Source organism: Bradyrhizobium sp. USDA 326 (genome assembly GCF_049739485.1).
GTDB lineage: Bacteria > Pseudomonadota > Alphaproteobacteria > Rhizobiales > Xanthobacteraceae > Bradyrhizobium.
Genome location: NZ_JBMGQA010000001.1, coordinates 7213230 through 7236118, shown reverse-complemented (window position 1 = coordinate 7236118; position 22889 = coordinate 7213230). Strand labels below are relative to the sequence as shown.

The window sequence follows — 22889 nt, the reverse complement described above, 5'->3', positions numbered from 1 at the left end:
TACTGAGCAGCATGACGGCAAACGATAATCCTATAGCGCGGTTACACAACATCTTGGCGTCCTCCCGAAAATTACGCCAGCCTCTCAAGGGCCGGTCTTGGGAACTTACGCTGTGAAGCACTCGTTCGCTAGTAGTGCCTTGTCTACACTTGGCCACGGGCTGCCCATCGCTCACAAGCCCAGGACATCCGCGTTCAGGATGTGAGCCGAACGGTGTATCTACGCAGCCGTAGGCAGTCTTTGACCAAGACGGACATTTCGGAGTGACGTGCCGGCGCATGTGTTTACATCCAGCTCCAAATTTTACGGGAACCATTTCTATTCCGATCCATCCGATGGGAGCACGGCAATCATCGATAAGGCCGCCGGGCGGTAGTGCGCGCGCGACAGCCGTTTGCAAGGGATGATGCTGGGCCGCAATGCCTCACGAAACCAATTCAAGGAGGGACCCTTGGCAAGGGATCGTTCGATTTCCATCAGCAGAAGAAGCGTGGTCGCAGGATTGGCGCTGACGGCCCCCGTGGCTTTGGCTGGAACCAATCAAGCGCATGCGCAGACCCAGCAAACGACTCGGGATCAAAGCCTGTATGAACGACTTGGCGGCGTCTTCGCCATTGCAGCGGTCGTGGATCACTTCAGCGACGCTGTCGTAAAGAACCCCATTGTTGGTCAGAAGTCCAAAAATCCGCAGTTGAGGGAATGGCACACCAAAAATCTGAAGCGCTTGCCTGGCCTCAAGTTCATGCGAACGCTTTGGGTCTGTGACATTTCGGGTGGGCCGTTCCAGTTCAAAGCCACGAGGCCGGGAACGACGCCCCTCGGCCTTGAGGAGGCGCACCGGGCCTTGCGGATCTCTCCGGCGGAATTCGATGAGGTTGCAGCTGAACTCGGACGGACACTTGACTTCGCCAAGGTTCCGAAGCGCGAGAAGACCGAAGTACTGGCTGCGTTTGCCAGCCACAAAGATGAGGTGACCGCCGGTTACGTATCGAGAGCCAAGCGCGGTTGAAGCAATCTCTCCTGGCGCAGAAGGACGAGGTGTGACCTGAATAAAGTCTTTCTTGCCCCGTAGCGGCCAATTTGTACGGGCAGAGCATTCCGCTCTGCCCCGTCGTCCGCCGATGCTTCGATGGGTCTGCTGTTGGCCCGAAGGGAAAGGGGTTCGGGAAGCCGCATAGGGCTGCTCTAGCAGGTAAAAGCGGACGCTGGTCGCTCTTCCCTCAATGGAAGCATCGGACCCAGAGCGAACGTCTAGTCTAGAGCTTCGGTTGACCCAGACCGACCGATCACGTTTGCCGGGATACGAGCCACAGAAACCTGCTCACTTGCGTGGCAGGAAGCAGCGCCTCCAGCCAGCTCGGTCTTCCCGAGAAGGTTTAGCGGGACGATGCCCAACCTATCCCTCCTGGACTTCTCGGACATCAAGTCGTCTCATCGCAAAACCGCTAGCACGCCCTTCGCCACAGGGACCAAGACATGGAACGGGCGGGCCATACGACGCATTGGACACTTGAGCCCGGAGCGAAAGTGTGGCTGAGGACCAATTCCGGGTTGCACGATTATCCACCGGCAGGAACCGACCTGCCGATCATACTTGGTGATGCAACGGTCATCAGCAGCTGGGTGGTGAGCGCGTCGCCGAGCAGACTTATCTTCGAGCTAGACGTCGGTTATCTCCGACGTCTGGCGCCGGGCGCTTCCGGCCTATCCCCTCGCGGATTTCCTGGAGCAGAATGGATCGTGCAGCTGCGCGTGTAGGCCGATTGTCACGCATCGAACGAAACGATCTGTACCGATCGAGCTGGTTTGCGAGGCGGACCCAGCTTTGCGACAGAGACTTGAGGAGTCTTGCTTCAGTCTTGTCCCGCGCTGATCGCATCAGGCTGAGGCCATTCAGCGGACTGGGGACGACAATGTTTCACGGTTTCCATGAATGTTGCTCTCATCCCATCGCCAAACCTGTTAGCCAGGTTGACATACTTCCGAGCGAAAATCTGTGCACTAGCTCACATTTCCATACGGCCTGGTACGCCGCCATGAATGCGTCTAGCGTCGTTGCGCGGGCCGCTCGCACACAAGCCGGCGTTGATGTTCGTTGACTGTTGGGATCGAGAGCCGGGCCCCATGTCTTCGCGGTCGGCCGTGTTGCGTTCTTGGTCCCGGCTTCGCGCAGCAGCGTTGCACGCTGGAGCGCGTCCCGGACATGTCGCGGAGCAAATGAAAACGGGGCCCAGAGGGCCCCGTCAAAGTCTTCAATGTCTCGCGATCTTACTTGATCTTGGCTTCGCGGAATTCGACGTGCTTGCGCGCGACCGGATCGTACTTCTTCTTGACGAGCTTGTCGGTCATGGTGCGCGAGTTCTTCTTGGCGACGTAGTAGAAGCCGGTGTCGGCCGAGGACACGAGCTTGACCTTGATGGTGACCGCTTTGGCCATGTTCTGAACCTCAGAAAATTGGGGAATCTGGAGCCGGCCAGACGGCCCGCGTTGGCCGGCAACCTAGCCAAAAACGGCTGGAAGTCAAGGATTTAGGCCCGAAAAACCACTCAAATCGGGCCGATCAGGCCTCGAAGAACCGGTTTTTCGGCCGCGGCAAGCCCAGATTCTCTCTCAAAGTGGCCCCTTCGTACTCTTTGCGGAAAATTCCGCGCTTCTGCAGCTCCGGGACCACCTTGTCGACGAAATCGTCCAGTCCGGCAGGGACGAACGGGAACATGATGTTGAAGCCGTCGGAGCCGCGCCCGACCAGCCATTCCTCCATCTGGTCGGCGATGGTCTTGGGCGTCCCGACGAACGAAAGCCCGCCATAGCCGCCGACGCGCTGGGCGAGCTGGCGCACGGTGAGCTTCTCGCGCGCGGCGAGATCGACCATGCGCTGGCGGCCGCTCTTGCTGGCGTTGGTCTCGGGAATGTCGGGCAGGGGGCCATCCGGATCGAAGCCGGAGGCGTCGGTGCCGAGGATGACGGACAGCGAAGCGATGGCGCTGTCGTAGTGCACGCGGCTGTCGAGCAAAGCGCGCTTCGCCTTGGCTTCATCGACGCTCTCGCCCACCACGACGAAGGCGCCGGGGAGGATCTTGAGGTGCTCGGGGGCGCGGCCGGCTTTCTCCATGCGGCCCTTGATGTCGGCATAGAGCCTTTGTCCATCGGCGAGACTGCCGCCGCCGGTGAACACGGCTTCCGCGGTCTCGGCCGCGAGCTGCTTGCCGTCTTCAGACGCGCCGGCCTGCACGATCACCGGCCAGCCCTGCACGGGGCGTGCGATGTTGAGAGGGCCGCGCACCTTCAGATATTTGCCGTGGTGGTCGAGCACATGCATCTTCGCGGGATCGAAGAAGAGACCGCTCTCGACGTCGCGCACGAAGGCATCGTCGGCGAAGGAATCCCACAGGCCGGTGACGACGTCATAGAATTCGCGGGCGCGCTTGTAGCGCTCGGCGTGCTCCATGTGGTCGTCCAGGCCGAAATTCAGCGCCGCGTCCGGGTTCGAGGTGGTGACGATATTCCACCCCGCGCGCCCGCCGCTGAGATGGTCGAGCGAGGCGAAGCGGCGGGCGACGTGATAGGGCTCGTCGAAGGTGGTCGAGCCCGTCGCGATCAGGCCGATCCGCTCGGTGACGGCCGAAAGCGCCGACAGCAGCGTGAACGGCTCGAACGAGGTCACGGTGTGGCTGCGCTTGAGCGCGTTGGTGGGCATGTTCAGTACGGCCAAGTGATCGGCCATGAAGAAGGCGTCGAACTTGCCGGCCTCGAGCTTCCGGATCAGCGTCTTGATATGCGAGAAGTTGAAATTGGCGTCGGGCCAGGCCCCAGGATAGCGCCAAGCGCCGGTGTGGATGCTGATCGGGCGCATGAACGCGCCAAGCTTGAGTTGCCGTTGTGCCATCGCCCGGTGTCCGTTTTTGGTGACGCTCGGAAAGACATAGGGACGCGGCGGAGCTCCGCCATTGGGGAGGGCGGGAAGATTATTTTGTTTTTTTCAGATCTCTCAGCACGTCATTCCGGGGCGCGCCACTTGGCGTGAGCCCGGAATGACGAGGAGAGAGCCGCGCAATGATGCCTAGCTCAAAACATCCTTCTGCATCTTACCGCCGTAGAAATGGAAGAAGGGCACCGGCGCGTCGTGGCGGAGCGGGCCGGTGGCAAGGCGGGTGTCGAGCTCGTTGAGCACGTTGCGCGTCATCGGATGCAGATCCGCGAGCGGTTTTGAGCCGAGCTCGACCCAGACCAGCTCGACCAGCTCCGCATCGGCATGGATCACGCCCTCGACGCGATGGGTGATCGCGGACGCATCGGCCGTGAAGAAACGCGTGTCGAAACGCTTGACGCGGCCGGGCGGGGTGATCGCGCGCGCGATCAGGAACAGACCGGAGGGATCGGGCAGCAGGCCCGCATCCGCGAACGGCTTCCAGGCGCCGTCGAGCCTCGTCACCTTGCCCTCGGCCTTGCGGCCGAGGCAGAGACCGGTCTCCTCACAGGCTTCGCGGATCGCGGCAATCGCCAGCGATTTCGCGCGCGAGGCCGGGGTCTTCGGACTGCCCTTGGCGAGATTGGCCTCCAGCTCCGCGGTGATCGGCGCAGCACATGGCACGCGATAGTCGGCCTTGTCGACGCGGCCGCCCGGGAAGACGAATTTTCCGGGCATGAACACGACCTTGTCGTGGCGCTTGCCGACCAGCACTTTCGGGGTGGCGCCGCTGCGATCGACCAGGATCAGCGTCGCCGCATCCCTCGGGCGGAAATAGGGGTGATGGTCGGCTTCCTTCGCCTCGTGAACTTTTGCCTTCTCCTCGGCCTGCGAAATATCCGTCATGTCCTCACCCAAACCGCTTCTTGCTTATTGGCTACACTGGCGGAATACCATCCGGAGGGTTCTCGTCAAACCCGTGCATGCGCAGAGCCCATTGCAGGCCGACCACAGCTCCCTTCACCGGCTGCAGCAGCGCGAGCGAGGCGGAGAAGGTGAAGGGCAGATAGGCCGCGAAGCTGATCCAGACCGGCGTGGTGTAATTGGTCTCGATCCACAAAACCGCCGGCACCACGATGTGGCCGACGATGACGATGACGAGATAGGCAGGCAGATCGTCGGCGCGATGCGGCGTGAAGTCGAGGCCGCATGTCGCGCAATTGTCCGCCGTCTTCAGGAAGGCGCGGAACAGCTTTCCCTTGCCGCAGCGCGGGCAGCGGCCGCGAAAGCCGCGCCTCATCGCGGTCCAGACGTCGCGCTTCTCGACGAGGCCGCTCTCGCGCGTCCAGATCTTTGGGGCCGTGCTCATCGTCACCATGCCTTGCCCTTCTGTCCCTTGCCTTTGCTCTTGTTCTTTCCTTTGGCCTTCCTGCCCTTGGCAGATTTCTGCTTCTCCGGCTTGCGTTTTTTCTCTGGGCTGCGTCCGGGATGGGCCTTTGACGATTTGCGCTGCGGGCGGAACGGCCTGCGGTCGCGCGGCGCGGCATCTGCCTGCGACGACAGCAATTCGAAGCGCAGTGCGCCCGCGATCGGTGCTGCTTCTATCAGACGGACGTCAACGACGTCGCCGAGCTGATAAAGGGTGCCGCTGCGCGTGCCGACCAGCGCGTGTCGGCTCTCGTCATAGTTGAAATATTCCGTGCCGAGGGATCGGATCGGGATCAGCCCGTCGGCGCCGGTCTCGCTCAGCTTGACGAAAAGGCCGGCGCGCGTGACGCCGGAGACGCGGCCCTGGAAACTTGCGCCGATGCGATCAGCGAGATGATGGGCGATCAGGCGGTCGACGGTCTCGCGCTCGGCCTTCATCGCGCGCCGCTCGGTCAGCGAGATGTGGGCGGCGACTTCGCTTAAGGTCTCCGGCGTCTCGCTGTCGGGCAGGGCGCCTTCGCCAAGGCCGAGCGCGCGGACCAGCGCGCGGTGCACGACGAGGTCGGCATAGCGGCGGATCGGCGAGGTGAAATGCGCATAGCGGCGCAGGTTCAGGCCGAAATGGCCGTAATTCTCGGAGGAATATTCGGCCTGCGCCTGGGCGCGCAGCACGACTTCGCTGACCAGCGGATAATAGTCATGGCCTTCGAGCTGGGCCAGCACGCGGTTGAACAGCGTCGGGCGCAGCGCGCCTGATTTCGTGAAGGGAACGTCGAGCGTCTCCAGAAACTCGCTCAGCGCATGGACCTTCTCGAGCGTCGGTTCGTCATGCACGCGATAGATCAGTGGGAGAGACTTCTTCTCCAGCATCTCCGCCGCGGCGACGTTGGCGAGGATCATGAACTCCTCGATCAGCTTGTGCGCGTCGAGCCGCTCAGGCACGACGACGCGATCGACCGTGCCGTCGCTCTTCAAGAGGATCTTGCGCTCGGGCAGATCGAGATTGAGCGGATCGCGTTCGTCGCGGGCGCGCTTGGCGCAGGCATAGGCGGCATAAAGCGGTTTCAGGATCGGGTCGAGCAGGGGACCGGTGGTGTCATCCGGCCTTCCGTCGATCGCGGCCTGCGCCTGCGCGTAAGCGAGCTTGGCCGCCGAGCGCATCAGGATGCGGTGGAAGCTGTGCGATCGCTTGCGGCCGTCGGGCCCGAGCACCATCCGTACCGCGAGCGCGCCGCGCGGCTCGCCGGGTACCAGCGAGCAGAGATTGTTGGAGATGCGCTCGGGCAGCATCGGCACGACGCGGTCGGGGAAATAGACCGAGTTGCCGCGGTCGAGCGCGTCGCGATCGAGCGCCGTGCCCGGGCGGACATAGAAGCTGACGTCGGCAATGGCGACGTTGACGATGAAACCGCCTTTGTTATTGGGATCGTCATCGGGCTGCGCGTGGACCGCGTCGTCGTGGTCTTTTGCGTCCGGCGGGTCGATGGTGACGAGCGGGACGTCGCGCCAGTCCTCGCGCCCCTTCAGGTTCGCCGGCTCAGCGGCTTCCGCCTCGCGCTCGGCTGCGGACGAGAATTGCAGCGGAATGTCGTGAGCATAGATCGCGATCAGGCTGATCGCCTTCTCCGACTTGACCGAGCCGAGCTTCTCCTTCACGCGGCCGGAGGCGAGGCCGAAGCCGCGCGAGCGGACGATGTCGACGCTGACGAGGTCGCCGTCCTGTGCGCCTTGCGCATCGGTCTTGGCGATATTCAGCTCGCGGTCGGCGAACTTCTTGTCGACGGGGACGAGCCGTCCGCCGCCTTCGGGAAGCTCACGAAACACGCCGAGGATGCGGCTCTTGGCCTTGCCGATGACCTTGATGATGCGGCCGCGCCAGGCGGGGCCTTCATCATCATCGCTGCGCTCGACGCGCAGCAGCGCGCGGTCGCCGATTCCGGCCGAGGTGCCCGGCTTGGCTCGGCGCGGCATCTCGATGAGGATCTTCGGCGGCTCGCCGCTCTCCACCTCGTCCCACTCGGCGGGAGAGGCAATCAATTCGCCGTCGCTGTCGCGGCCGGTGATGTCGGCAAGCAGCGTCGGCGGCAGCGCGTCCGGCTCCGATACCTTGTGGCGCTTCTTCTTGATGACGCCGTCGTCGGCGAGCTCGCGCAGCATGCGCCTGAGCTCGGCGCGATCGGCGTTCTTCAGGCCGAACTCGCGCGCAATTTCGCGAGTTCCGACCTTTCCCGGATTTGCCTTGATGAAGGCGACGATGGCGTTCCTGTCGGGAAAGCCACGGTCATTCGTGCGTTTCACTTAGCCTCTAACTCTTGCCGGCACTCTTCTTGGCCGGAGTATTTGCAGGATTCTTGGTGGCGGCGGCCTTGGTCGGCGACGTCTTGGCGGTCGACGGCACGGCGGCGCGCGCCTTGCTGGTGGATTCGGATTTGGTCTTGGCTGCGGCTTTCTTCGCGGCCGGCTTCTTCGGTTTTGGCGCAGCGTCTTCACCGTCCGCAGCTTTCTCTGCAGTCTTCTTGGCCTTGGCTGGCTTCGCCGCTTTCTTCGCCGACTTGGTGGTCTTGGCCTTGCCGCCGCCCTTGGCCGCGCGCTCGTCGATCAGCGCGATCGCCTGCGGCAAGGTGATCGTATCCTTCTCGAATTCGGCCGGGATCGTCGCATTGACGCCGCCGGCCGTGACATAGGCGCCGTAGCGGCCGCTCTTGACGGTGACGGTGCCGAGCGTCGGATGATCGCCGAGCGCCTTGCCGGGATCGGCGCCGAAGCGGCGGCTCGGGCCCTTGGCGACCTTTTCCGCGATCAACGTCACCGCGCGGTTGAGGCCGATGTCGAACACCTCGTCGCCGGCTTCCAGGCTGGCATAGGTCTTGTCGTGCTTCACGAACGGTCCGAAGCGGCCGAGGCCGGCGGTGATCGGAAGACCGCTTTCCGGATGCTTGCCGATCTCGCGCGGCAGCGACAGCAGTTTCAGCGCGAGCTCGAGGTCGACATCGCCGGGCGAGGTGCCCTTCGGAATGCCGGCGCGCTTGGGCTTCTCGCCTTCCTCATAATCCTTCTGCTCACCGAGCTGGATATAGGGGCCGAAGCGGCCGGCCTTGACCCAGACATCGCGACCCGTATCAGGATCCTGGCCCAGCGAACGGTCGGCGGTCGCCTCACCATCGGCGGCGAGCTGACGGGTGTAGCGGCACTCCGGATAGTTCGAGCAGCCGACGAAGGCGCCGAACTTGCCGGCCTTCAGGTTCAGCCGGCCGGTGCCGCAGTTCGGGCACTGGCGGACGTCGCCGCCATCGGCGCGCGGCGGATAGATGTGCGGCCCAAGCATCTCGTCGAGCACGTCGAGCACCTGCGCGACGCGCAAATCCTTGATGTCATCGACGGCGCCGATGAAGTCGCGCCAGAAGTCCTTCAGCACCTGCTGCCAGGAAATCTCGTTGTTGGAGATGCGGTCGAGCTGTTCCTCCAGGCCCGCCGTAAAATCGTACTCGACGTAGCGGCTGAAGAAGCTTTCGAGGAACGCGATCACGACGCGGCCCTTGTCCTCGCCGTGCAGGCGCTTCTTCTCCAGCTTGACGTAGCCGCGGTCCTTCAGGACCTGGAGGATCGAGGCATAGGTCGAGGGCCGGCCGATGCCGAGCTCTTCCATGCGCTTGACCAGGGATGCTTCCGAGAAGCGCGGCGGCGGCTCGGTGAAATGCTGGGTCACGGACAGGCTCTGCCGCTTCAGGGCGTCGTTCGGGCTCATCGCGGGGAGGCGGCGGGAATCCTCGTCCTCCTCGTCGTCGCGGCCTTCCTGATAGAGCGCGAGGAAGCCGTCGAACTTGACGACCTGGCCGGTGGCGCGCAGCTCCAGCGTGCGGGAACCGGCCTTTGCCGTGATGTCGACGGTGGTGCGCTCGAGCTCGGCGGATTCCATCTGGCTCGCGATCGTGCGCTTCCAGATCAACTCGTAGAGCTTCGCCTGATCGGCATCCAGCCTGCGGCTCAGGCTGTCGGGGCGGCGGGAGAGGTCGGTCGGTCGGATCGCCTCGTGCGCTTCCTGGGCGTTCTTGGCCTTGGCCTGGTATTGACGGGGCGCATCGGGCACGTAGGCGTTGCCGTAATCCTCGCCGATCACCTTGCGCGCCTGGGTGATCGCGGACGGGTCGATCTGCACGCCGTCGGTACGCATATAAGTAATGAGTCCGGTGGTCTCGCCGCCGATGTCGATGCCTTCATAGAGGCGCTGGGCGATGCGCATGGTGTGCGCCGGCGCAAAGCCGTATTTGCGGCTGGCTTCCTGCTGCAGCGTCGAGGTGGTGAAGGGCGCTTGCGGATTGCGCCGAGCGGGCTTGGCATCGACCGCGGTCACGGTGTAGCTGGCTGCCTCCAGCGCCTTCTTGAAGTCTTCGGCTTCCGCGCCGGTGCCGATGTCGAGACGCTGGATCTTCTTGCCGTCGGCGCCGACGAGGCGGGCCTCGAACGCATCCCCGCGCGGCGTCAGCAGGGTTGCGATCAGCGACCAGTATTCGCGCGGCACGAATTTCTCGATCTCGAGCTCGCGATCGCAGACGAGACGCAGCGCCACCGACTGCACGCGGCCGGCCGAACGGGCGCCCGGCAGCTTGCGCCACAGCACGGGAGAGAGAGTGAAGCCGACCAGGTAATCGAGCGCCCGGCGCGCCATATAGGCGTCGACCAGCGCGCCGTCGATCTGACGCGGATGCTTCATTGCGTCCGAGACGGCCTGCTTGGTGATGGCGTTGAACACCACCCGCTCGATTTTCTGGTCCTTCAGCGCGCGCTTTTCCTTCAGCACCTCCAGCACGTGCCAGGAGATGGCCTCGCCCTCGCGATCAGGGTCGGTGGCGAGAATCAGACGGTCGGCGCCCTTCAAGGACCTGGCGATCTCGTTGAGCCGGCCGGCTGCCTTGGGATCGACCTCCCAGATCATCTTGAAATTGGCATCGGGATCGACGGAGCCGTTCTTCGCGGGCAGGTCGCGGACATGGCCGAACGAGGCCAGAACCTCATAGGACGAGCCCAGATATTTGTTGATCGTCTTGGCTTTCGCCGGCGACTCCACGATGACGATATTCATGTAGTTCCAGTAACTTACGGGAAAATCTTGGGCCGAAAACGAAAGGACTCGGGTCGGCCGTTTCGACCCGAACATGGGTGGTGAGGCCTCCGCTGTCAAATGGAGGGATGTTGAAAGCCGCCTCGATGGGAAAAGTTTCATATCGAAAAAGTTGCAAAATACCACCTTGGAGTTGCGGTCGATGTGGGCGTAATGTCGCCGCTGGGGCCATGGATTCGGGTGGGGTCTTGGTAACTAAGCCAAAGAAACGGAGGCGCGCCGCATCAGGCGCGCGTGGAGGCGCGCGTCATGAGGAACCAGGGGAGGGGGGCGCGGACGAGGCGGTGGCCTTCATCGCCGAGCAGACCGGAGCATTGCGCAAGGTCGCCGAGCGCCACAAGCTCGACGTGCTCTATTATCTCCTCGGCATGACCAAGCTCGAGGCCGACGAGCATCTGCGGCTACGGACCAAGCGCAAGCTCTCGTGACAAGACCAGGTGGATTGTCGTGAACTGTCGCGTTCGACCGGCGACAAAGCCAATGTGAAGAACGCGTCCAATCTCTCAAGCCGTGCGGATAGGCTCCGCAACGATGTTCGTAGCCTCGTGATCATGGTGGCATTGATCGCAGGGTTGATCCTGTGGTTTGCGACCGTCGGCTCGACCGATCGGGTGATCTATCGCGGCGTCGATCAGGCCTGGTCCGAGCCCGGCCGCGTCCATCTCAAGACGGAGCCTTCCGGTCATTACGCGATCGAGCGGAGTGCAGATTTCGCCGCCATGAAGGTCGGCTGTGTTTATGATCTGAACTACGAGGCCGAGTTCGGCCGGCGCCAACGCGAAAATCGCCAGAAAACGGTTCGCAGGGCTATTCTGGTCGGATGCTAGCCAGAGTTCGCTGCGCTCGCACGGAAGGTGTGGTGGCAGCTCGCCGCCGCAATCACGCCGATCGCCGTCGCGCCGGCCGCGGCTTCAGCGTGGTGTCGGCGGGACTGAGCAGGCGCCCGTCCTCGGCGCGCATTTCCAGCTTCTTCACCGGGCGGCCTCTCGCACGATCGACCAGGATGGTCGCGATCTCCTCGGGGTGATCGTCGAACTCCTCGCTCCATTGCCGCAGTGCCACCAGGATCGGAAAGGTGCCGCGGCCCTTCGGCGTCAGCAGATATTCCTGATAGGCGCTGCCGTCGGAGGCGGGGGCGGTTGCCAGAATGCCGTGGTCGACCAGCGATCGCAGGCGCGCCGCCAGGATGTTCTTGGCCATGCCGAGCCTGCTCTGAAACTCGCCGAAGCGGCGGACGCCGAACAGCGCCTCGCGGATGATCAGCAGCGACCACCAGTCGCCGAGCGCCTCCAGCGAGCGTGCGATCGGGCAGGAATCGCCCTCGAAGCTGGTTCGTTTCACCATCGCAGTCTGTCCTATCGCGTTCGCACGGCGTCAGCGCCGATCACGCGCTTGTGTGGTTGCATCATAAAACCGCTTGCTCTAGATGGCAATCTAGTTTCATCATGCAACTAAGGAGGCGAGCGTGAGACTGAAAGACAAGACGGCATTGATTACGGGCGGCAACAGCGGCATCGGGCTTGCGACGGCAAAACTGTTTGCGGCCGAAGGCGCCAAGGTAGTGATCACCGGGCGCAACAAGCAGACGCTGGAGGCTGCCGCGAAGGAACTCGGGCCGAACGCGCTCGCGCTCGCCGCCGACGCCACCGACATCGCCGCGACCGAAGCCGCCATCAAGCAGGGCGCGGAGAAGTTCGGCAAATTCGACATCGTGTTTGCCAATGCCGGCATCGCCGGCGGCACGCCGCTGGGCTCGGCGACGCCCGAAGTCTTCGAGAAGGTCATCAGCACCAATCTGACCGGCGTGTTCTTCACCGTGCAGTCGGCGCTGCCTTTTCTCAACGACAATGCCTCGATCATCCTCAACGGCTCGGTGATCTCCGTGCTCGGCATTCCCGGTTACTCCGCTTACGGTGCCGCAAAGGCCGGCGTGCGGGCGATGGCGCGGATCATGGCCTCGGAGCTGTCGCCGCGCGGAATCCGCGTCAATGTCGTGGCGCCCGGCGCGATCCGCACCCCGATCTGGGGGCCCGCGACCGCGACACCCGAAGCCGAGAAGGCGTTCGAGAAGCGGATCGCGCTATCGACGCCGCTCGGCCACATCGGTGAAACGGATCACGTCGCGAAGACGGTGCTGTTCCTCGCTTCCGATGATTCCGCGCATGTGCAGGGGCAGGAGATCTTCGTCGACGGCGGCGCGGTGGCCTCCCCGAGCGGCGCGCCGATCTATCGCGGCTGATCAAACCAGGCGCAAATCGAACTGGCCGGCGCAGCCTATGCGGTTGCGCCGGTCGGTTCCGACGTCCGGCCAGGTGCATTGACTGAACCTTTGCGCGAGGTGTTGAACCTTCGCGGAAGCTGCAAAGACCCTCTTAAGGGACGGGCAGACTCATTATATCTATAGGGAGTCTAGCATGCCGAAAGCAGCCAGCTTTTTCTCGTCGCTTTCATCACCGCGCATCTTCACCGAAAGATCCTCCGTTCCCGCCAGGCGCTCCGACACATCCGAGCTCGTCGCCATCGCGTTGTTGTGCGGCATGGGCCTGTTCGTCTCGCTTGTTGCCGTGATCCTGGGCATTTAGGGGGTCTGGTTCCAGCTCTGCAGATCGTGCAGCCATCAGCCGCCGCGTATTTTGGCGGCGGCCGATCTCGGCCCGGCGTCAGGCCGCCCGCAGGCTGGTGGCGGCTTGAAGCGCGCCCGCGAGCGCCTTCTCGCGGTGATCCGGTCCGACCTGGATGCCGTCGGCGATGATGAATTCGGCATTGCGGACGCCGATGAAGCCGAACACGCCGCGCAGATAGCTTTCGAGGTGCTCCAGCGCTGCGGCGGGCGAGCCGGCGCCGTAATAGCCGCCGCGCGAGATCGCGACGATCACGCGTTTGCCGCCGGCGAGCCCCTCGGGCCCGGCTGCGCCATATTTAAAAGTCTTCCCCACCACCAGGATGCGGTCGATCCAGGCCTTGAGCTGGCTCGGAATCGTGAAGTTGTACATGGGTGCACCGATGACCACGACGTCGGCGCTCAGGAACTCCTCCAGCACCGCCGCGCTTGCGGCAAGGTCGGGCGCAAGCTCCGCCGGTGCGGGGGCGCCTTGCGCTGCCGCGAGATGCGAGCCGGAGAGATGGGCAAGCGGGGTCTGGGTCAGGTCGCGATAGACGACTTGAAGCGACGACGTCGCCTGCCCGAGACGGTCGACGATCGCGGCGGAAACCTGCCGGCTGACGGAGTGGGGGCCGAGCACGCTGGAGTCGATATGGAGAAGTTTCATTTGGGGTCACCCTGGTATAGGTTTGTAACCGGCGCTACATGAGTGACTGTTGAAATCCCCGCAAGAACGCACTTTTTTGAGCCATGGGCACATCTTTGAAACCTGAGAACACCGATTTGCCTGCTCCGCCGAGGCCAAACCCAAGGCCACATCAGAGTCCCGATCCGATGCCGGATCGCAACCACGCGGACTGCCGCGGTGTCGCCTCCGTGCTGTCCCGTGTCGGCGACAAATGGAGCGTGTTCGTGATCATGATGCTCAGCGACGGGCCGAAGCGCTTCAACGAGCTGAAGCGCATGATCAACGGCATCTCGCAGCGGATGCTGACTTTGACGCTGCGCGGTCTCGAGCGCGACGGCCTCGTCACGCGCACGATCTTCCCGACCATCCCGCCGCGGGTGGACTATGAGCTGACCGATCTCGGCCGCGGTCTTCAGCAGCCGGTGAAGGCGCTCGGGGAGTGGGCGATCGAACATCAGGAGCAGATCGCGGCCGCGCGCACGCGGTTCGATGCGCGCAACGAGGGTTAGACTAGCGTTGCGGCTCGACAGTTCACGCCCGGAATGACGCCTTTCCAGTCAACGACATCGAAGGCACACACTAGAGCAGCGACACCAATCCGCCGCCGTGGCGCTCGAGCCGGCCGGCGAGCTCGAGCTCCAGCAGCACCGTGCGCACGATTGTGGGCGAGGCGCCGGACATTCGTACGAGATCGTCGATCGTCACGGGGGCTGGGCCGAGCAGGTTGATGATCTGATCGCGGTCATGGCTCTGCGGATCACTCTCGAACGGCTCGCCGTCGGGCTCGCCTGCGGGGTGCATCAGGGGCCGTTCCATGATCGGCTGCACCGCGTTGACGATGTCGGCGGCTTCCGTGACGAGCGTTGCGCCCTGCTTGATCAGGTCGTTGGCGCCGGCGGCACGCGGATCGAGCGGCGAGCCGGGCACCGCGAACACCTCGCGGCCCTGTTCGGCCGCCATGCGCGCGGTGATCAGCGACCCCGAGCGGTGCGCGGCTTCCACCACGAGGACGCCGAGCGAGGCGCCCGAGATCAGCCGGTTGCGGCGTGGAAAGTCGCGGGCGCGCGGCTCGTGGCCGAGCGGCATCTCGGAGATCGCCGCACCCGCGTGGTCGAGGATTGCGGCGAGCAGGTCGCCATGCTCGGGCGGATAGATGCAATCATGGCCGCCCGCGAGCACGGCGATCGTGCCGTTCTCAACGCTTGCGCGATGTGCGGCCTGATCGACGCCGCGGGCGAGGCCCGAGATGACGACAAAACCGGCTTCGCCAAGTTCGCGCGCGAGCTGGCCGGCGAATTTCAAGCCCGCGCCGGAGGCGTTGCGCGAGCCGACGATGGCGATCATCGGCCGCATCAGGGTTTTCGTGTCGCCGCGTACGGCGAGCAGCGGCGGTGCGTCGTCGATCATCGCCAGCCGCGCCGGATAGCCGTCCTCGCCGGGGGCTAGCCAGGCGATGCCGAACTTGCGGCTTGCGGCGAGCTCGGCCTTCGCCTCATCGGCGCTACAGATACGGCCCGTCCGCTGCGCACCGCCGCGGCGCGCCAGATCAGGCAGGCGCTCCAGCGCCAGCCGCGCGGTGCCGAAATGATCGACCAGCGAACGGAAGGTGCGCGGCCCGACATTGTCGGAACGGATCAGCCGCAGGCGGTCGATCCGCTCAGCCTCGGTCAGCTCCACGCTTGGATTGATGGCGTCCACGGTGTCTCCTTGCAGGGACAGCATGGAACAACCTGAGGGCGTTGCGCAACAGGGACCTGCGCTTGCGCGACCTTGCTGCGATGCTAAAAGCGATCCCAATAAGAAGGATTTTGCCATGATCTCACTTGCCGACCTTCAGCGCCGCATCGAAGCGGGCGAGCTTTCGACTGACGCCGCCATCGCGCAATCGCACGCGGCGATCGAAGCCAAAGAGAAGGACGTCCACGCCTTCGTTCGCCACGACAAGTCGGCGAGGGCGCAAGGCTCCGGGCCGCTGCGCGGCATCGCGGTCGGCATCAAGGACATCATCGACACCGCCAACATGCCGACCGAGATGGGCTCGGAGATCTATCGCGGCTGGCAGCCGCGCGCCGACGCACCTGTGGTGATGATGCTGAAGCGGGCAGGGGCCACCATCATCGGCAAGACCACCACGACCGCGTTTGCCTCGCGCGATCCGACCCCGACGCGCAATCCCCACAATACGGGTCATTCGCCGGGCGGCTCCTCCTCCGGCTCGGCGGCGGCCGTCGGCGCCGGCATGATCCCGCTGGCGCTGGGCACCCAGACGGGCGGCTCGGTGATCCGGCCCGCCGCCTATTGCGGGACGGCCGCGATCAAGCCGTCGTTCCGGATGCTGCCGACGGTCGGTGTGAAGTGCTACTCGTGGGCGCTCGACACGGTCGGCTTGTTCGGCGCGCGCGCGGAGGATCTCGCGCGCGGGCTGCTCGCGATGACGGGCCGCACCGAATTTTCGGGCATTGCTCCGGCGAAGTCGCCCCGCATCGGGGTGGTCCGGCAGGAGTTTGCCGGCGCCGTCGAGCCGGCGGCCGAAGAGGGGCTGCTGGCCGCGATCAAGGCGGCCGAGCGCGCCGGTGCCAGCGTGAAGGCCGTCGATCTGCCCGAGGCGGTGCAGGAAGCCTGGCGCATCCATCCGATCATCCAGGATTTCGAGGCGCATCGCGCGCTGGCCTGGGAGTTCTCCGAGCGGCATGACGAGATCGCGCCGATGCTGCGCGCCAGTCTCGATGCGACCGTCGGGCTGACGCCAAAGGAATATGACGAGGCGCGCCGGATCAGCCGTCGCGGCCGGCGCGAGCTCGGCGAGCTCTTCGAAGGTGTCGACGTGCTTTTGACCTATTCGGCGCCAGGCACGGCGCCGGCCAAGGAACTCGCGAGCACTGGCGATCCCCGCTACAACCGGCTCTGGACGCTGATGGGCAATCCTTGCGTCAACGTGCCTGTCCTGAAGGTCGGCGGCCTGCCGATCGGCGTGCAGGTGATCGCCCGCTTCGGCAACGATCCGCTCGCGCTTGCGGCGGCCTGGTTTCTCGAGGACGCGCTGGCCCGGGCGTGAATGTGCGCCTCAATCTTATGTGAACGCGGCGGAGGCACCTGCACCGGCGCCCGGCCGACCAATTGAGCTCATGACACTTCCGCACCGACAGGGCCCGCGCGGCCCGCAGTTCTTCGCCGCGAGTGAAAGTCTCGGCGAGATTGTCGAGGCATTTTGTGACGTCGATCTCGCGGATGCCGCGACCGCCTGCGCGCGAACGATCAAGGTGCTGCCGACGACGTCGCCGGTGCTGATCGTGCACTATCGATCGCCAATGGCCTCACAACGCGGAGTCTACAAGCACGCCGTCAACGGCATGCACACGCGCGCGGCGGCGCTGAAGCCGAGCGGCCCGGTCGGTGTCGTGCTGGTGCGGTTGAAGCCTGATGCGGCCGATCGCGTGCTCGGGGTCAGGCCTGCCGACCTGCTCGATGCCAGCGTCGAAATCTGCGACATCTTCGGTGACCACGCGGCCGCACGGTTTGAAGGACGGCTCGCCGGGGCCGGCAGCGCGGCTGCGCGCGTGACTTACATGCAGGGCTTTCTCGAGCAGAGGCGGCGGCCGTCACGCCTCGATCCGCTGGTTGCACGCGCGATGCGGGCGATCAGGCGGAGCCCGGCGATCTCGATGCGTGCCCTCGCCGATCGCCTCGACATCGGCGAACGCAGCCTGCAGCGCCGCTTCAAGACCGAGATCGGAGCGAGTGCGAAGCGGTTCGCACGGATCGAGCGGATGCTGCAGGCGATCGCGGCGCGCCGCTCCGGCGCCGATTGGGCGGATGTCGCGCATGCGGGCGGATTCACCGACCAGGCGCATCTGATCCGCGACTTCCGTACTTTCGCGGGAAGCTCGCCGGACGTGTTCTGCCGGCGTGTCGCGACCGACAGGGTACAGAGGTGGAATGACGAACTCGCGTCGTCGGATTTTTACAATACGTTTCTCACTTAGGCGGCTACCAGCGCGTCTTCAGACTTCGCAAGGAGACGCAAACATGTCGACAGAGTTCGCCCGCGGCGCTCGGCTGCGCAATGCCTTCAACAAGGAGACGTTTGTCTTCTCCGGACTGCTCGACGAAGGTGACGTCGCACGTTTCGGTGTGATCCTCGAAAAGGGCGGCTCGGGCGGCGGCAACGCGCTTATGCACGTGCATCCCGGCGCGGACGAGCACTTTGCAGTGAGGAGTGGACGCATCAAGTTTGTCGTCGACGGGCGTGAGCAGCTGGTGGACGCAGGCGGCAGCGTGACCCGTGCCGCGTGGCAGACCGCATTATTTCGCCAATGCCGGCGACGGTAACGCCGAGCTCGAGGTCTCGTTCACGCCGGCGCAGCAGCATCTGCGCTTCTTCGCCAATTTCGTCACGCTCACGGTGAAGCAGCCCAAATGGTTCTCCAGCGCCGGCGATCCGAACCTCCTGCTGATCGCACTGGTGCTACACGCCTATCGCAATCACATGTATCTGGCTGGCGTGCCGATCTGGCTACAAAAGCTGCTGTTCGCCGTGCTTGCGCCGATGGCGCGCCTTGCCGGCTATCGGTTGGCGATCGAGCCGTTGCGTGAGGCGCCGGCCAGGTCAGGCCTTGCCGTGTGAGGCGAGGGATCAGACCAGTTCCGGCTCGGCCGCCGCGGGGGCGGCTCCCTGCGTCGCACCCGTACCTTGCCCGAGCCAGCGCGCGGCGGCCTCGCGACCGCTCCGGTGCAGCAGGCGAATGAAGCCGCGGCCGAGATCGGTCGATGAGCGCTGCGCCAAGCCGTCAAAGGAGTCTTCTGCCGCGATCCTGGTGAGGCGCAGCGGCGCTGTGGCGTACGACTGTGCCCATTCGATCGCCGCGATCTCGGCATTGAGCGCGGCGTTGGCCGCGATCTGGTCGAGCCTGCGGTCGATCGCGGCGAGCGTGATCGGCACATAGCTGTCGCGCGTCGGCGTGACCTGGACGAGCAGCAGATCCGTCGCCGCGGTTTCCCGGACCAGCCGCAGCAGCGGCGGATTGCCGCCGAAGCCGCCGTCCCAATAGGCCTCGCCGTCGATCTCGACGGCGCAGTGAACCAGCGGCGGACAGGTCGAGGCCAGCGCGACGTCCGCGGTGATGGCGTCGTTGGCGAAGATCTGCTGCTGCCCGTCGCGGATCCGCGTCGCCGCGATCAGCAGCTTCGGGCACCCTGCGTCGCGCAAGATGGAAAAGTTGATGTCGCGCGACAGCGCCTGCCGCAGCGGATCGAGATCGAACGGATCGAACTGCCCGGAGCGCAGCGTCGGGCCGAACGCGACGGAGCTTCCCGCCGGCGAAAAGCCGCCGACCAGCATCAGCGAGCGGAACGAGGCCTCGTGCATCAGGCGGACCCAGAACCGGTTCAGCCGGCTGCGGGCGCCTTCGCGGCCGCCTTCGGCAAGGCCGCAGGCGAGCAGCAGCGCATTGATGGCGCCGGCGCTGGCGCCGCTGACGGTGTCGATCGCGATGTCGGGCTCTTCCAGCAGCCGCTCCAGCACGCCCCAGGTGAAGGCGGCAAAGGTGCCGCCGCCCTGGAGCGCCAGCGAGAGTTTTCGCGGCGGCCATTGGCCGGAACGCGCCTGCGGGAGCGCGACCGCTGCAGCCTTGGTGACCCCGACGTCTCGCGGAGCGTCGGCCTGCGCGACGGGCGCAGGCTGCGGCACTTGCGATGAAACGTGCGCGGGCGGTGGCGCATCGGACCAGATATTGGTCGCCGAAAGCAGCCGGCTTGCTGCGCTGCCGGAAGCACCGAGCGAACCAACCCTGTCATGCGCGTCGACAATCATCTCGCTCATTCTGAGCAACCGCGTAACGCCGTTTCCTGTGTCAGGATGACAGGCATGGAACCCGTTCGCTACTGCCTGCACCGAGCGGTGCGAAGTTGCGAACAGAATTTGGCATACAATGCGGAAGGTGTGCGGCGATATCCGTACTTTTTCCGGCTTCAGATTGTTGTTTGACGCGTTTTCTTGACGCGAACCGGCATCCACTTCGCTCTAAAGCGCGATATCTCGATCAATCGTCATCGCGCTTTAGGTTGTTGTTCACGCATGATCTTTCCGGAAAACCGCTTCGCACTTTTCCGGATCATGCTTCAGGCCTTCTCGCCGATCCGGCTTTCCTTGCCGGTTTGCAGGCGCCTGATGTTCTCGCGATGCGCGTAGAACAAGAGCAGCGTCAGCACCGCTGTCAGGGCGGACAATGCGAGGTGGCCGAACCACCACAGGAACATCGGCGTGATGAACGCCGCCACCAGCGCGGAGAGCGAGGAATAGCGGGTGGTGAAGGCGGTCGCCAGCCAGAGCACGCAGAAAACGACGGCGCCAGGCCAGAACAGGCCAAGCAGGACGCCGATATAGACGGCGACGCCCTTGCCGCCCTTGAACTTGAGCCAGACGGGGAAGAGGTGACCGAGGAAGGCGCCGAGCCCGGCTGCCATCGCGGCATTGGGCCCCGCGATGTAGCCGGCGATCACCACGGCCACGGTGCCCTTGAGCGCGTCGAACAGCAGGGTGCCCGCCGCGAGGCTCTTGCGTCCCGTGCGCAGCACATTGGTGGCGCCGATGCTGCCGGAGCCGATCGAGCGGATATCCTGCGTGCCCGCGAGCTTGGTCAGGATCAGTCCGAATGGAATCGAGCCGAGGAGATAGCCGATGACGAAAGCCACCGGCAAGAATGCTTCAAGCCCCATGACGGCAGCTCCAAAGGCAGGATTCGCGTGTCGAACGATCGCGTATGTCAGACATGCTCGTAGACCGTCCGGCCGCCGACAATGGTGCGCACCACGCGGCCTGTAAAGCGGGCCTCGTCGAACGGGGTGTTCTTGCAAGGCGATTTGAGGTCGGCCGGATCGACCACCCAGGGCGTATCGGGATCGATCACGATGACGTCGGCGGGGCTGCCGGCGCGCAGGGTTCCACCCGGCAGCCCGAGCAGTTCGGCTGGCCGGGTCGACATCGCCCGGATCAGCGTCTTCAGTTCCAGTTCGCCATTATGCACCAGCCGCAAGCCGGCTGGCAGCATGGTCTCGAGCCCGACGGCGCCGGGCGCGGCTTCCGCGAACGGCAGGCGCTTGACCTCGACGTCCTGCGGATTGTGGTCGGACATGATCACGTCGAGGAGACCGGAGGCGATCGCCGCCACCAGCGCCCGGCGGTCGTCCTCGGTCCGCAGTGGCGGCGACAGCTTCAGGAACGAGCGGTAAGGGCCGATGTCGTTCTCGTTCAGCGCCAGATGATTGATCGAGACCGAGGCGCTGACGGCGAGCCCGGCGTCGCGGGCGCGCTGGAGGATGTCGAGGGAATCGATGCAGGTGAGCGAGGCCGCATGGTACCGGCCGCCGGTGAGCGCGACCAAGCGCAGGTCGCGCTCCAGCATCACGGCCTCGGCGGCGTTCGGGATCCCCATCAGGCCGAGCCGGGTCGCGAACTCGCCCTCGTTCATCACGCCTTCGCCGACGAGATCAGGGTCCTCGGTGTGATGCACGATCAGCGCGTCGAAGTCGCGGGCGTAGGTCAGCGCGCGGCGCATGACCTGCGCGTTGGTCACGCTCTTGTCGCCGTCGCTGAAAGCGACTGCGCCGGCCGCCTTCAACAGGCCGAACTCGGTCATTTCCTCGCCGTGCATGCCCTTGGTCAACGCCGCCATGGGCTGGATGTTGACGATCGCGGTGTCGCGGGCCCGGCGCATCACGAAGTCGACCGTCGCCGAATTGTCGATGACGGGCGAGGTGTCCGGCTGGCAGATGATGGTGGTGATGCCGCCCGTCGCGGCGGCCTGGCTCGCCGAGGCAAAGGTCTCGCGATGGCTGAGGCCGGGCTCGCCGACGAAGGCGCGCATGTCGATCAGGCCCGGCGCCACGATCTTGCCGGAGCAGTTGACGATGTCGGTACCCTCGGGGACGCCGGCCGCGCCGATGCCGCGGCGGGTCTCGCGGATGGTGCCATCGGCAATGAGAACGTCGCCGATGCCGTCGAAATCCCTGGAGGGATCGACGACGCGGGCGTTGGCGAGCAGGATGGGGCGGCGATCGGTCAGCATCGGCATCACGCGTTGGGCAGGTTGCGGGCGAGCGCTTCCAGCACGGCCATGCGCACGGCGACGCCCATTTCCACCTGTTCGCGGATCAGGGACTGGGCGCCGTCGGCCACGATCGAGTCGATCTCCACGCCACGGTTCATGGGACCTGGATGCATCACGAGAGCGTCCGGCTTGGCGTAGGCGAGTTTCTTCTGGTCGAGCCCGAAATAATGGAAATATTCCGATGACGAGGGCACGAAGGAGCCGTTCATGCGCTCGCGCTGCAGCCGCAGCATCATGACGATGTCGGCGCCCTCCAGGCCCTCGCGCATGTCGCGTGCGACCTCGACGCCCATCCGCTCGATGCCCGGCGGCAGCAGCGTGGAGGGGCCGACGACGCGGACGCGGGCGCCCATGGTGTTGAGCAGGATGATGTTGGAGCGGGCGACGCGCGAATGCAGCACGTCGCCGCAGATCGCGACCACGAGGCCCTCGATCCGGCCCTTGTTGCGGCGTATGGTGAGGGCGTCGAGCAGCGCCTGCGTCGGATGCTCGTGCGCGCCGTCGCCGGCATTGATCACGGAACCGTCAACCTTGCGCGCCAGCAGTTCCACCGCGCCGGAGGCATGATGGCGCACCACCAGGATATCGGGGTGCATCGCGTTCAGCGTCACGGCGGTGTCGATCAGGGTCTCGCCCTTGCGGATCGAGGAGGAGGACACCGACATGTTCATGACGTCGGCGCCGAGCCGCTTGCCGGCGAGTTCGAACGAGGACTGGGTCCGGGTGGAGGCCTCGAAGAAGAGGTTCACCTGCGTCCGTCCACGCAGGACGGTGCGCTTCTTGTCAACCTGGCGGTTGACCTCGACGTATTCTTCGGACAGGTCGAGGAGGCCGGAGATGTCGGCCGCGGAAAGGCCCTCGATGCCCAGCAAATGCCGGTGGCCGAGGACGAAGGTCGATTTCGATGTCATTAAAAGCAGAGCTATAGGGGCGGACGGCGGGGGGAGCAAGGGGCAAAGGCCAGGATGTGAGTTATCCCCTGATCTGTCTCCTTGTCGTCATTCCGGGGCGATGCGAAGCATCGAACTAGGGTGTGGGCT

23 protein-coding genes are annotated in these 22889 nt (G+C 64.8%); 10 read left to right on the top strand and 13 right to left on the bottom strand.

Translation table 11 applies throughout. From position 1 onward, the window contains the following. Positions 1–451 precede the first annotated feature (451 nt). A complete protein-coding gene (locus ABIG06_RS34225) occupies positions 452–1009 on the top strand; it encodes a group I truncated hemoglobin (protein ID WP_245454376.1) in 558 nt (185 codons plus the stop codon). Between the two features lie 1259 nt (positions 1010–2268). On the opposite strand, the gene rpmG is transcribed toward ABIG06_RS34225, so the two are convergent. The 6 genes from rpmG to topA form a co-directional block, all read right to left on the bottom strand. Beyond that, complete coding sequence (gene rpmG / locus ABIG06_RS34220) at positions 2269–2436, bottom strand: 50S ribosomal protein L33 (protein WP_007603295.1); 168 nt, start codon at positions 2434–2436, stop codon at positions 2269–2271. Positions 2437–2560: 124 nt separating this feature from the next. Next, complete coding sequence (locus ABIG06_RS34215; RefSeq protein ID WP_370140198.1) at positions 2561–3886, bottom strand: LLM class flavin-dependent oxidoreductase; 1326 nt, start codon at positions 3884–3886, stop codon at positions 2561–2563. A gap of 174 nt (positions 3887–4060) precedes the next feature. Continuing rightward, positions 4061–4813: an NUDIX hydrolase gene (locus ABIG06_RS34210; RefSeq protein WP_370140197.1), complete on the bottom strand. Its 753-nt coding sequence runs from the start codon at positions 4811–4813 to the stop codon at positions 4061–4063. Positions 4814–4844: 31 nt separating this feature from the next. Further along, complete coding sequence (locus ABIG06_RS34205; protein ID WP_370140196.1) at positions 4845–5285, bottom strand: DUF983 domain-containing protein; 441 nt, start codon at positions 5283–5285, stop codon at positions 4845–4847. Then, a complete protein-coding gene (gene rnr, locus ABIG06_RS34200) occupies positions 5279–7633 on the bottom strand; it encodes a ribonuclease R (protein ID WP_370140195.1) in 2355 nt (784 codons plus the stop codon). The genes ABIG06_RS34205 and rnr overlap by 7 nt, the downstream gene beginning before the upstream one ends. A 7-nt stretch (positions 7634–7640) precedes the next feature. Further along, positions 7641–10415 carry a type I DNA topoisomerase gene (gene topA / locus ABIG06_RS34195; RefSeq protein ID WP_370140194.1) on the bottom strand — a complete coding sequence of 925 codons (2775 nt, stop codon included), beginning with the start codon at positions 10413–10415 and terminating at the stop codon, positions 7641–7643. A gap of 323 nt (positions 10416–10738) precedes the next feature. Between topA and ABIG06_RS34190 the strand changes: the two genes are divergently transcribed. Beyond that, entirely contained in the window at positions 10739–10882 is a 144-nt protein-coding gene (locus ABIG06_RS34190; protein ID WP_245454377.1) for a hypothetical protein, read from the top strand. Between the two features lie 123 nt (positions 10883–11005). After that, positions 11006–11281: a hypothetical protein gene (locus ABIG06_RS34185; RefSeq protein ID WP_370140193.1), complete on the top strand. Its 276-nt coding sequence runs from the start codon at positions 11006–11008 to the stop codon at positions 11279–11281. Positions 11282–11333: 52 nt separating this feature from the next. On the opposite strand, the gene ABIG06_RS34180 is transcribed toward ABIG06_RS34185, so the two are convergent. After that, positions 11334–11798, bottom strand: a complete 465-nt coding sequence (locus tag ABIG06_RS34180; protein WP_124157929.1) for a winged helix-turn-helix transcriptional regulator — start codon at positions 11796–11798, stop codon at positions 11334–11336. A gap of 121 nt (positions 11799–11919) precedes the next feature. Here ABIG06_RS34180 and ABIG06_RS34175 point away from each other — a divergent pair, with 121 nt between their 5' ends. Further along, positions 11920–12693 (top strand): SDR family oxidoreductase, encoded by a 774-nt coding sequence (locus ABIG06_RS34175; protein WP_370140192.1) that lies wholly within the window; start codon positions 11920–11922, stop codon positions 12691–12693. A 175-nt stretch (positions 12694–12868) separates the two neighbouring features. Continuing rightward, on the top strand, positions 12869–13036 hold the full coding sequence (locus ABIG06_RS34170) for a hypothetical protein (protein WP_199751259.1): 168 nt from the start codon (positions 12869–12871) through the stop codon (positions 13034–13036). Between the two features lie 78 nt (positions 13037–13114). On the opposite strand, the gene ABIG06_RS34165 is transcribed toward ABIG06_RS34170, so the two are convergent. Beyond that, complete coding sequence (locus tag ABIG06_RS34165; RefSeq protein WP_370140191.1) at positions 13115–13723, bottom strand: FMN-dependent NADH-azoreductase; 609 nt, start codon at positions 13721–13723, stop codon at positions 13115–13117. Between the two features lie 83 nt (positions 13724–13806). On the opposite strand from ABIG06_RS34165, the gene ABIG06_RS34160 reads away from it, so the two are divergent. After that, entirely contained in the window at positions 13807–14253 is a 447-nt protein-coding gene (locus tag ABIG06_RS34160; protein ID WP_124157932.1) for a winged helix-turn-helix transcriptional regulator, read from the top strand. 70 nt (positions 14254–14323) lie between these two features. Here the strand turns inward: ABIG06_RS34160 and dprA are convergent, their stop codons facing one another. Next, a complete protein-coding gene (gene dprA, locus ABIG06_RS34155) occupies positions 14324–15466 on the bottom strand; it encodes a DNA-processing protein DprA (protein WP_370140190.1) in 1143 nt (380 codons plus the stop codon). Between the two features lie 91 nt (positions 15467–15557). Here dprA and ABIG06_RS34150 point away from each other — a divergent pair, with 91 nt between their 5' ends. From ABIG06_RS34150 to ABIG06_RS34135, 4 genes are all read left to right on the top strand, one after another. After that, complete coding sequence (locus tag ABIG06_RS34150; protein WP_124157934.1) at positions 15558–16799, top strand: amidase; 1242 nt, start codon at positions 15558–15560, stop codon at positions 16797–16799. 70 nt (positions 16800–16869) lie between these two features. Further along, entirely contained in the window at positions 16870–17727 is an 858-nt protein-coding gene (locus ABIG06_RS34145) for an AraC family transcriptional regulator (RefSeq protein ID WP_370140189.1), read from the top strand. A gap of 43 nt (positions 17728–17770) precedes the next feature. Then, positions 17771–18073 (top strand): cupin domain-containing protein, encoded by a 303-nt coding sequence (locus tag ABIG06_RS34140; RefSeq protein WP_424578540.1) that lies wholly within the window; start codon positions 17771–17773, stop codon positions 18071–18073. Continuing rightward, complete coding sequence (locus ABIG06_RS34135) at positions 18027–18368, top strand: hypothetical protein (RefSeq protein WP_424578539.1); 342 nt, start codon at positions 18027–18029, stop codon at positions 18366–18368. The genes ABIG06_RS34140 and ABIG06_RS34135 overlap by 47 nt, the downstream gene beginning before the upstream one ends. 9 nt (positions 18369–18377) lie before the next feature. Here the strand turns inward: ABIG06_RS34135 and ABIG06_RS34130 are convergent, their stop codons facing one another. From ABIG06_RS34130 to ABIG06_RS34115, 4 genes are all read right to left on the bottom strand, one after another. Further along, positions 18378–19562, bottom strand: a complete 1185-nt coding sequence (locus ABIG06_RS34130) for a patatin-like phospholipase family protein (protein ID WP_199751260.1) — start codon at positions 19560–19562, stop codon at positions 18378–18380. A gap of 299 nt (positions 19563–19861) precedes the next feature. After that, on the bottom strand, positions 19862–20458 hold the full coding sequence (gene plsY, locus ABIG06_RS34125) for a glycerol-3-phosphate 1-O-acyltransferase PlsY (RefSeq protein ID WP_124157938.1): 597 nt from the start codon (positions 20456–20458) through the stop codon (positions 19862–19864). A gap of 47 nt (positions 20459–20505) precedes the next feature. Beyond that, complete coding sequence (locus tag ABIG06_RS34120; RefSeq protein WP_370140187.1) at positions 20506–21807, bottom strand: dihydroorotase; 1302 nt, start codon at positions 21805–21807, stop codon at positions 20506–20508. A gap of 5 nt (positions 21808–21812) precedes the next feature. Continuing rightward, positions 21813–22760, bottom strand: coding sequence for an aspartate carbamoyltransferase catalytic subunit (locus ABIG06_RS34115; RefSeq protein WP_124157940.1), 948 nt, complete (start codon positions 22758–22760; stop codon positions 21813–21815). Positions 22761–22889 lie beyond the last annotated feature (129 nt).

What these genes read in the sequence shown, in the direction of transcription:
- ABIG06_RS34160 (WP_124157932.1), top strand. Translation starts at nt 13,807, where the DNA reads ATGGGCACATCTTTGAAACCTGAGAACACCGATTTGCCTGCTCCGCCG.
- ABIG06_RS34170 (WP_199751259.1), top strand. Translation starts at nt 12,869, where the DNA reads ATGCCGAAAGCAGCCAGCTTTTTCTCGTCGCTTTCATCACCGCGCATC.
- ABIG06_RS34205 (WP_370140196.1), bottom strand. Translation starts at nt 5,285, where the DNA reads ATGGTGACGATGAGCACGGCCCCAAAGATCTGGACGCGCGAGAGCGGC.
- ABIG06_RS34115 (WP_124157940.1), bottom strand. Translation starts at nt 22,760, where the DNA reads ATGACATCGAAATCGACCTTCGTCCTCGGCCACCGGCATTTGCTGGGC.
- ABIG06_RS34130 (WP_199751260.1), bottom strand. Translation starts at nt 19,562, where the DNA reads ATGAGCGAGATGATTGTCGACGCGCATGACAGGGTTGGTTCGCTCGGT.
- plsY (WP_124157938.1), bottom strand. Translation starts at nt 20,458, where the DNA reads ATGGGGCTTGAAGCATTCTTGCCGGTGGCTTTCGTCATCGGCTATCTC.
- ABIG06_RS34140 (WP_424578540.1), top strand. Translation starts at nt 17,771, where the DNA reads ATGTCGACAGAGTTCGCCCGCGGCGCTCGGCTGCGCAATGCCTTCAAC.
- ABIG06_RS34145 (WP_370140189.1), top strand. Translation starts at nt 16,870, where the DNA reads ATGACACTTCCGCACCGACAGGGCCCGCGCGGCCCGCAGTTCTTCGCC.
- ABIG06_RS34185 (WP_370140193.1), top strand. Translation starts at nt 11,006, where the DNA reads ATGGTGGCATTGATCGCAGGGTTGATCCTGTGGTTTGCGACCGTCGGC.
- ABIG06_RS34150 (WP_124157934.1), top strand. Translation starts at nt 15,558, where the DNA reads ATGATCTCACTTGCCGACCTTCAGCGCCGCATCGAAGCGGGCGAGCTT.
- ABIG06_RS34215 (WP_370140198.1), bottom strand. Translation starts at nt 3,886, where the DNA reads ATGGCACAACGGCAACTCAAGCTTGGCGCGTTCATGCGCCCGATCAGC.
- topA (WP_370140194.1), bottom strand. Translation starts at nt 10,415, where the DNA reads ATGAATATCGTCATCGTGGAGTCGCCGGCGAAAGCCAAGACGATCAAC.
- ABIG06_RS34165 (WP_370140191.1), bottom strand. Translation starts at nt 13,723, where the DNA reads ATGAAACTTCTCCATATCGACTCCAGCGTGCTCGGCCCCCACTCCGTC.
- ABIG06_RS34210 (WP_370140197.1), bottom strand. Translation starts at nt 4,813, where the DNA reads ATGACGGATATTTCGCAGGCCGAGGAGAAGGCAAAAGTTCACGAGGCG.
- ABIG06_RS34180 (WP_124157929.1), bottom strand. Translation starts at nt 11,798, where the DNA reads ATGGTGAAACGAACCAGCTTCGAGGGCGATTCCTGCCCGATCGCACGC.
- ABIG06_RS34120 (WP_370140187.1), bottom strand. Translation starts at nt 21,807, where the DNA reads ATGCTGACCGATCGCCGCCCCATCCTGCTCGCCAACGCCCGCGTCGTC.
- rpmG (WP_007603295.1), bottom strand. Translation starts at nt 2,436, where the DNA reads ATGGCCAAAGCGGTCACCATCAAGGTCAAGCTCGTGTCCTCGGCCGAC.
- dprA (WP_370140190.1), bottom strand. Translation starts at nt 15,466, where the DNA reads ATGCTGTCCCTGCAAGGAGACACCGTGGACGCCATCAATCCAAGCGTG.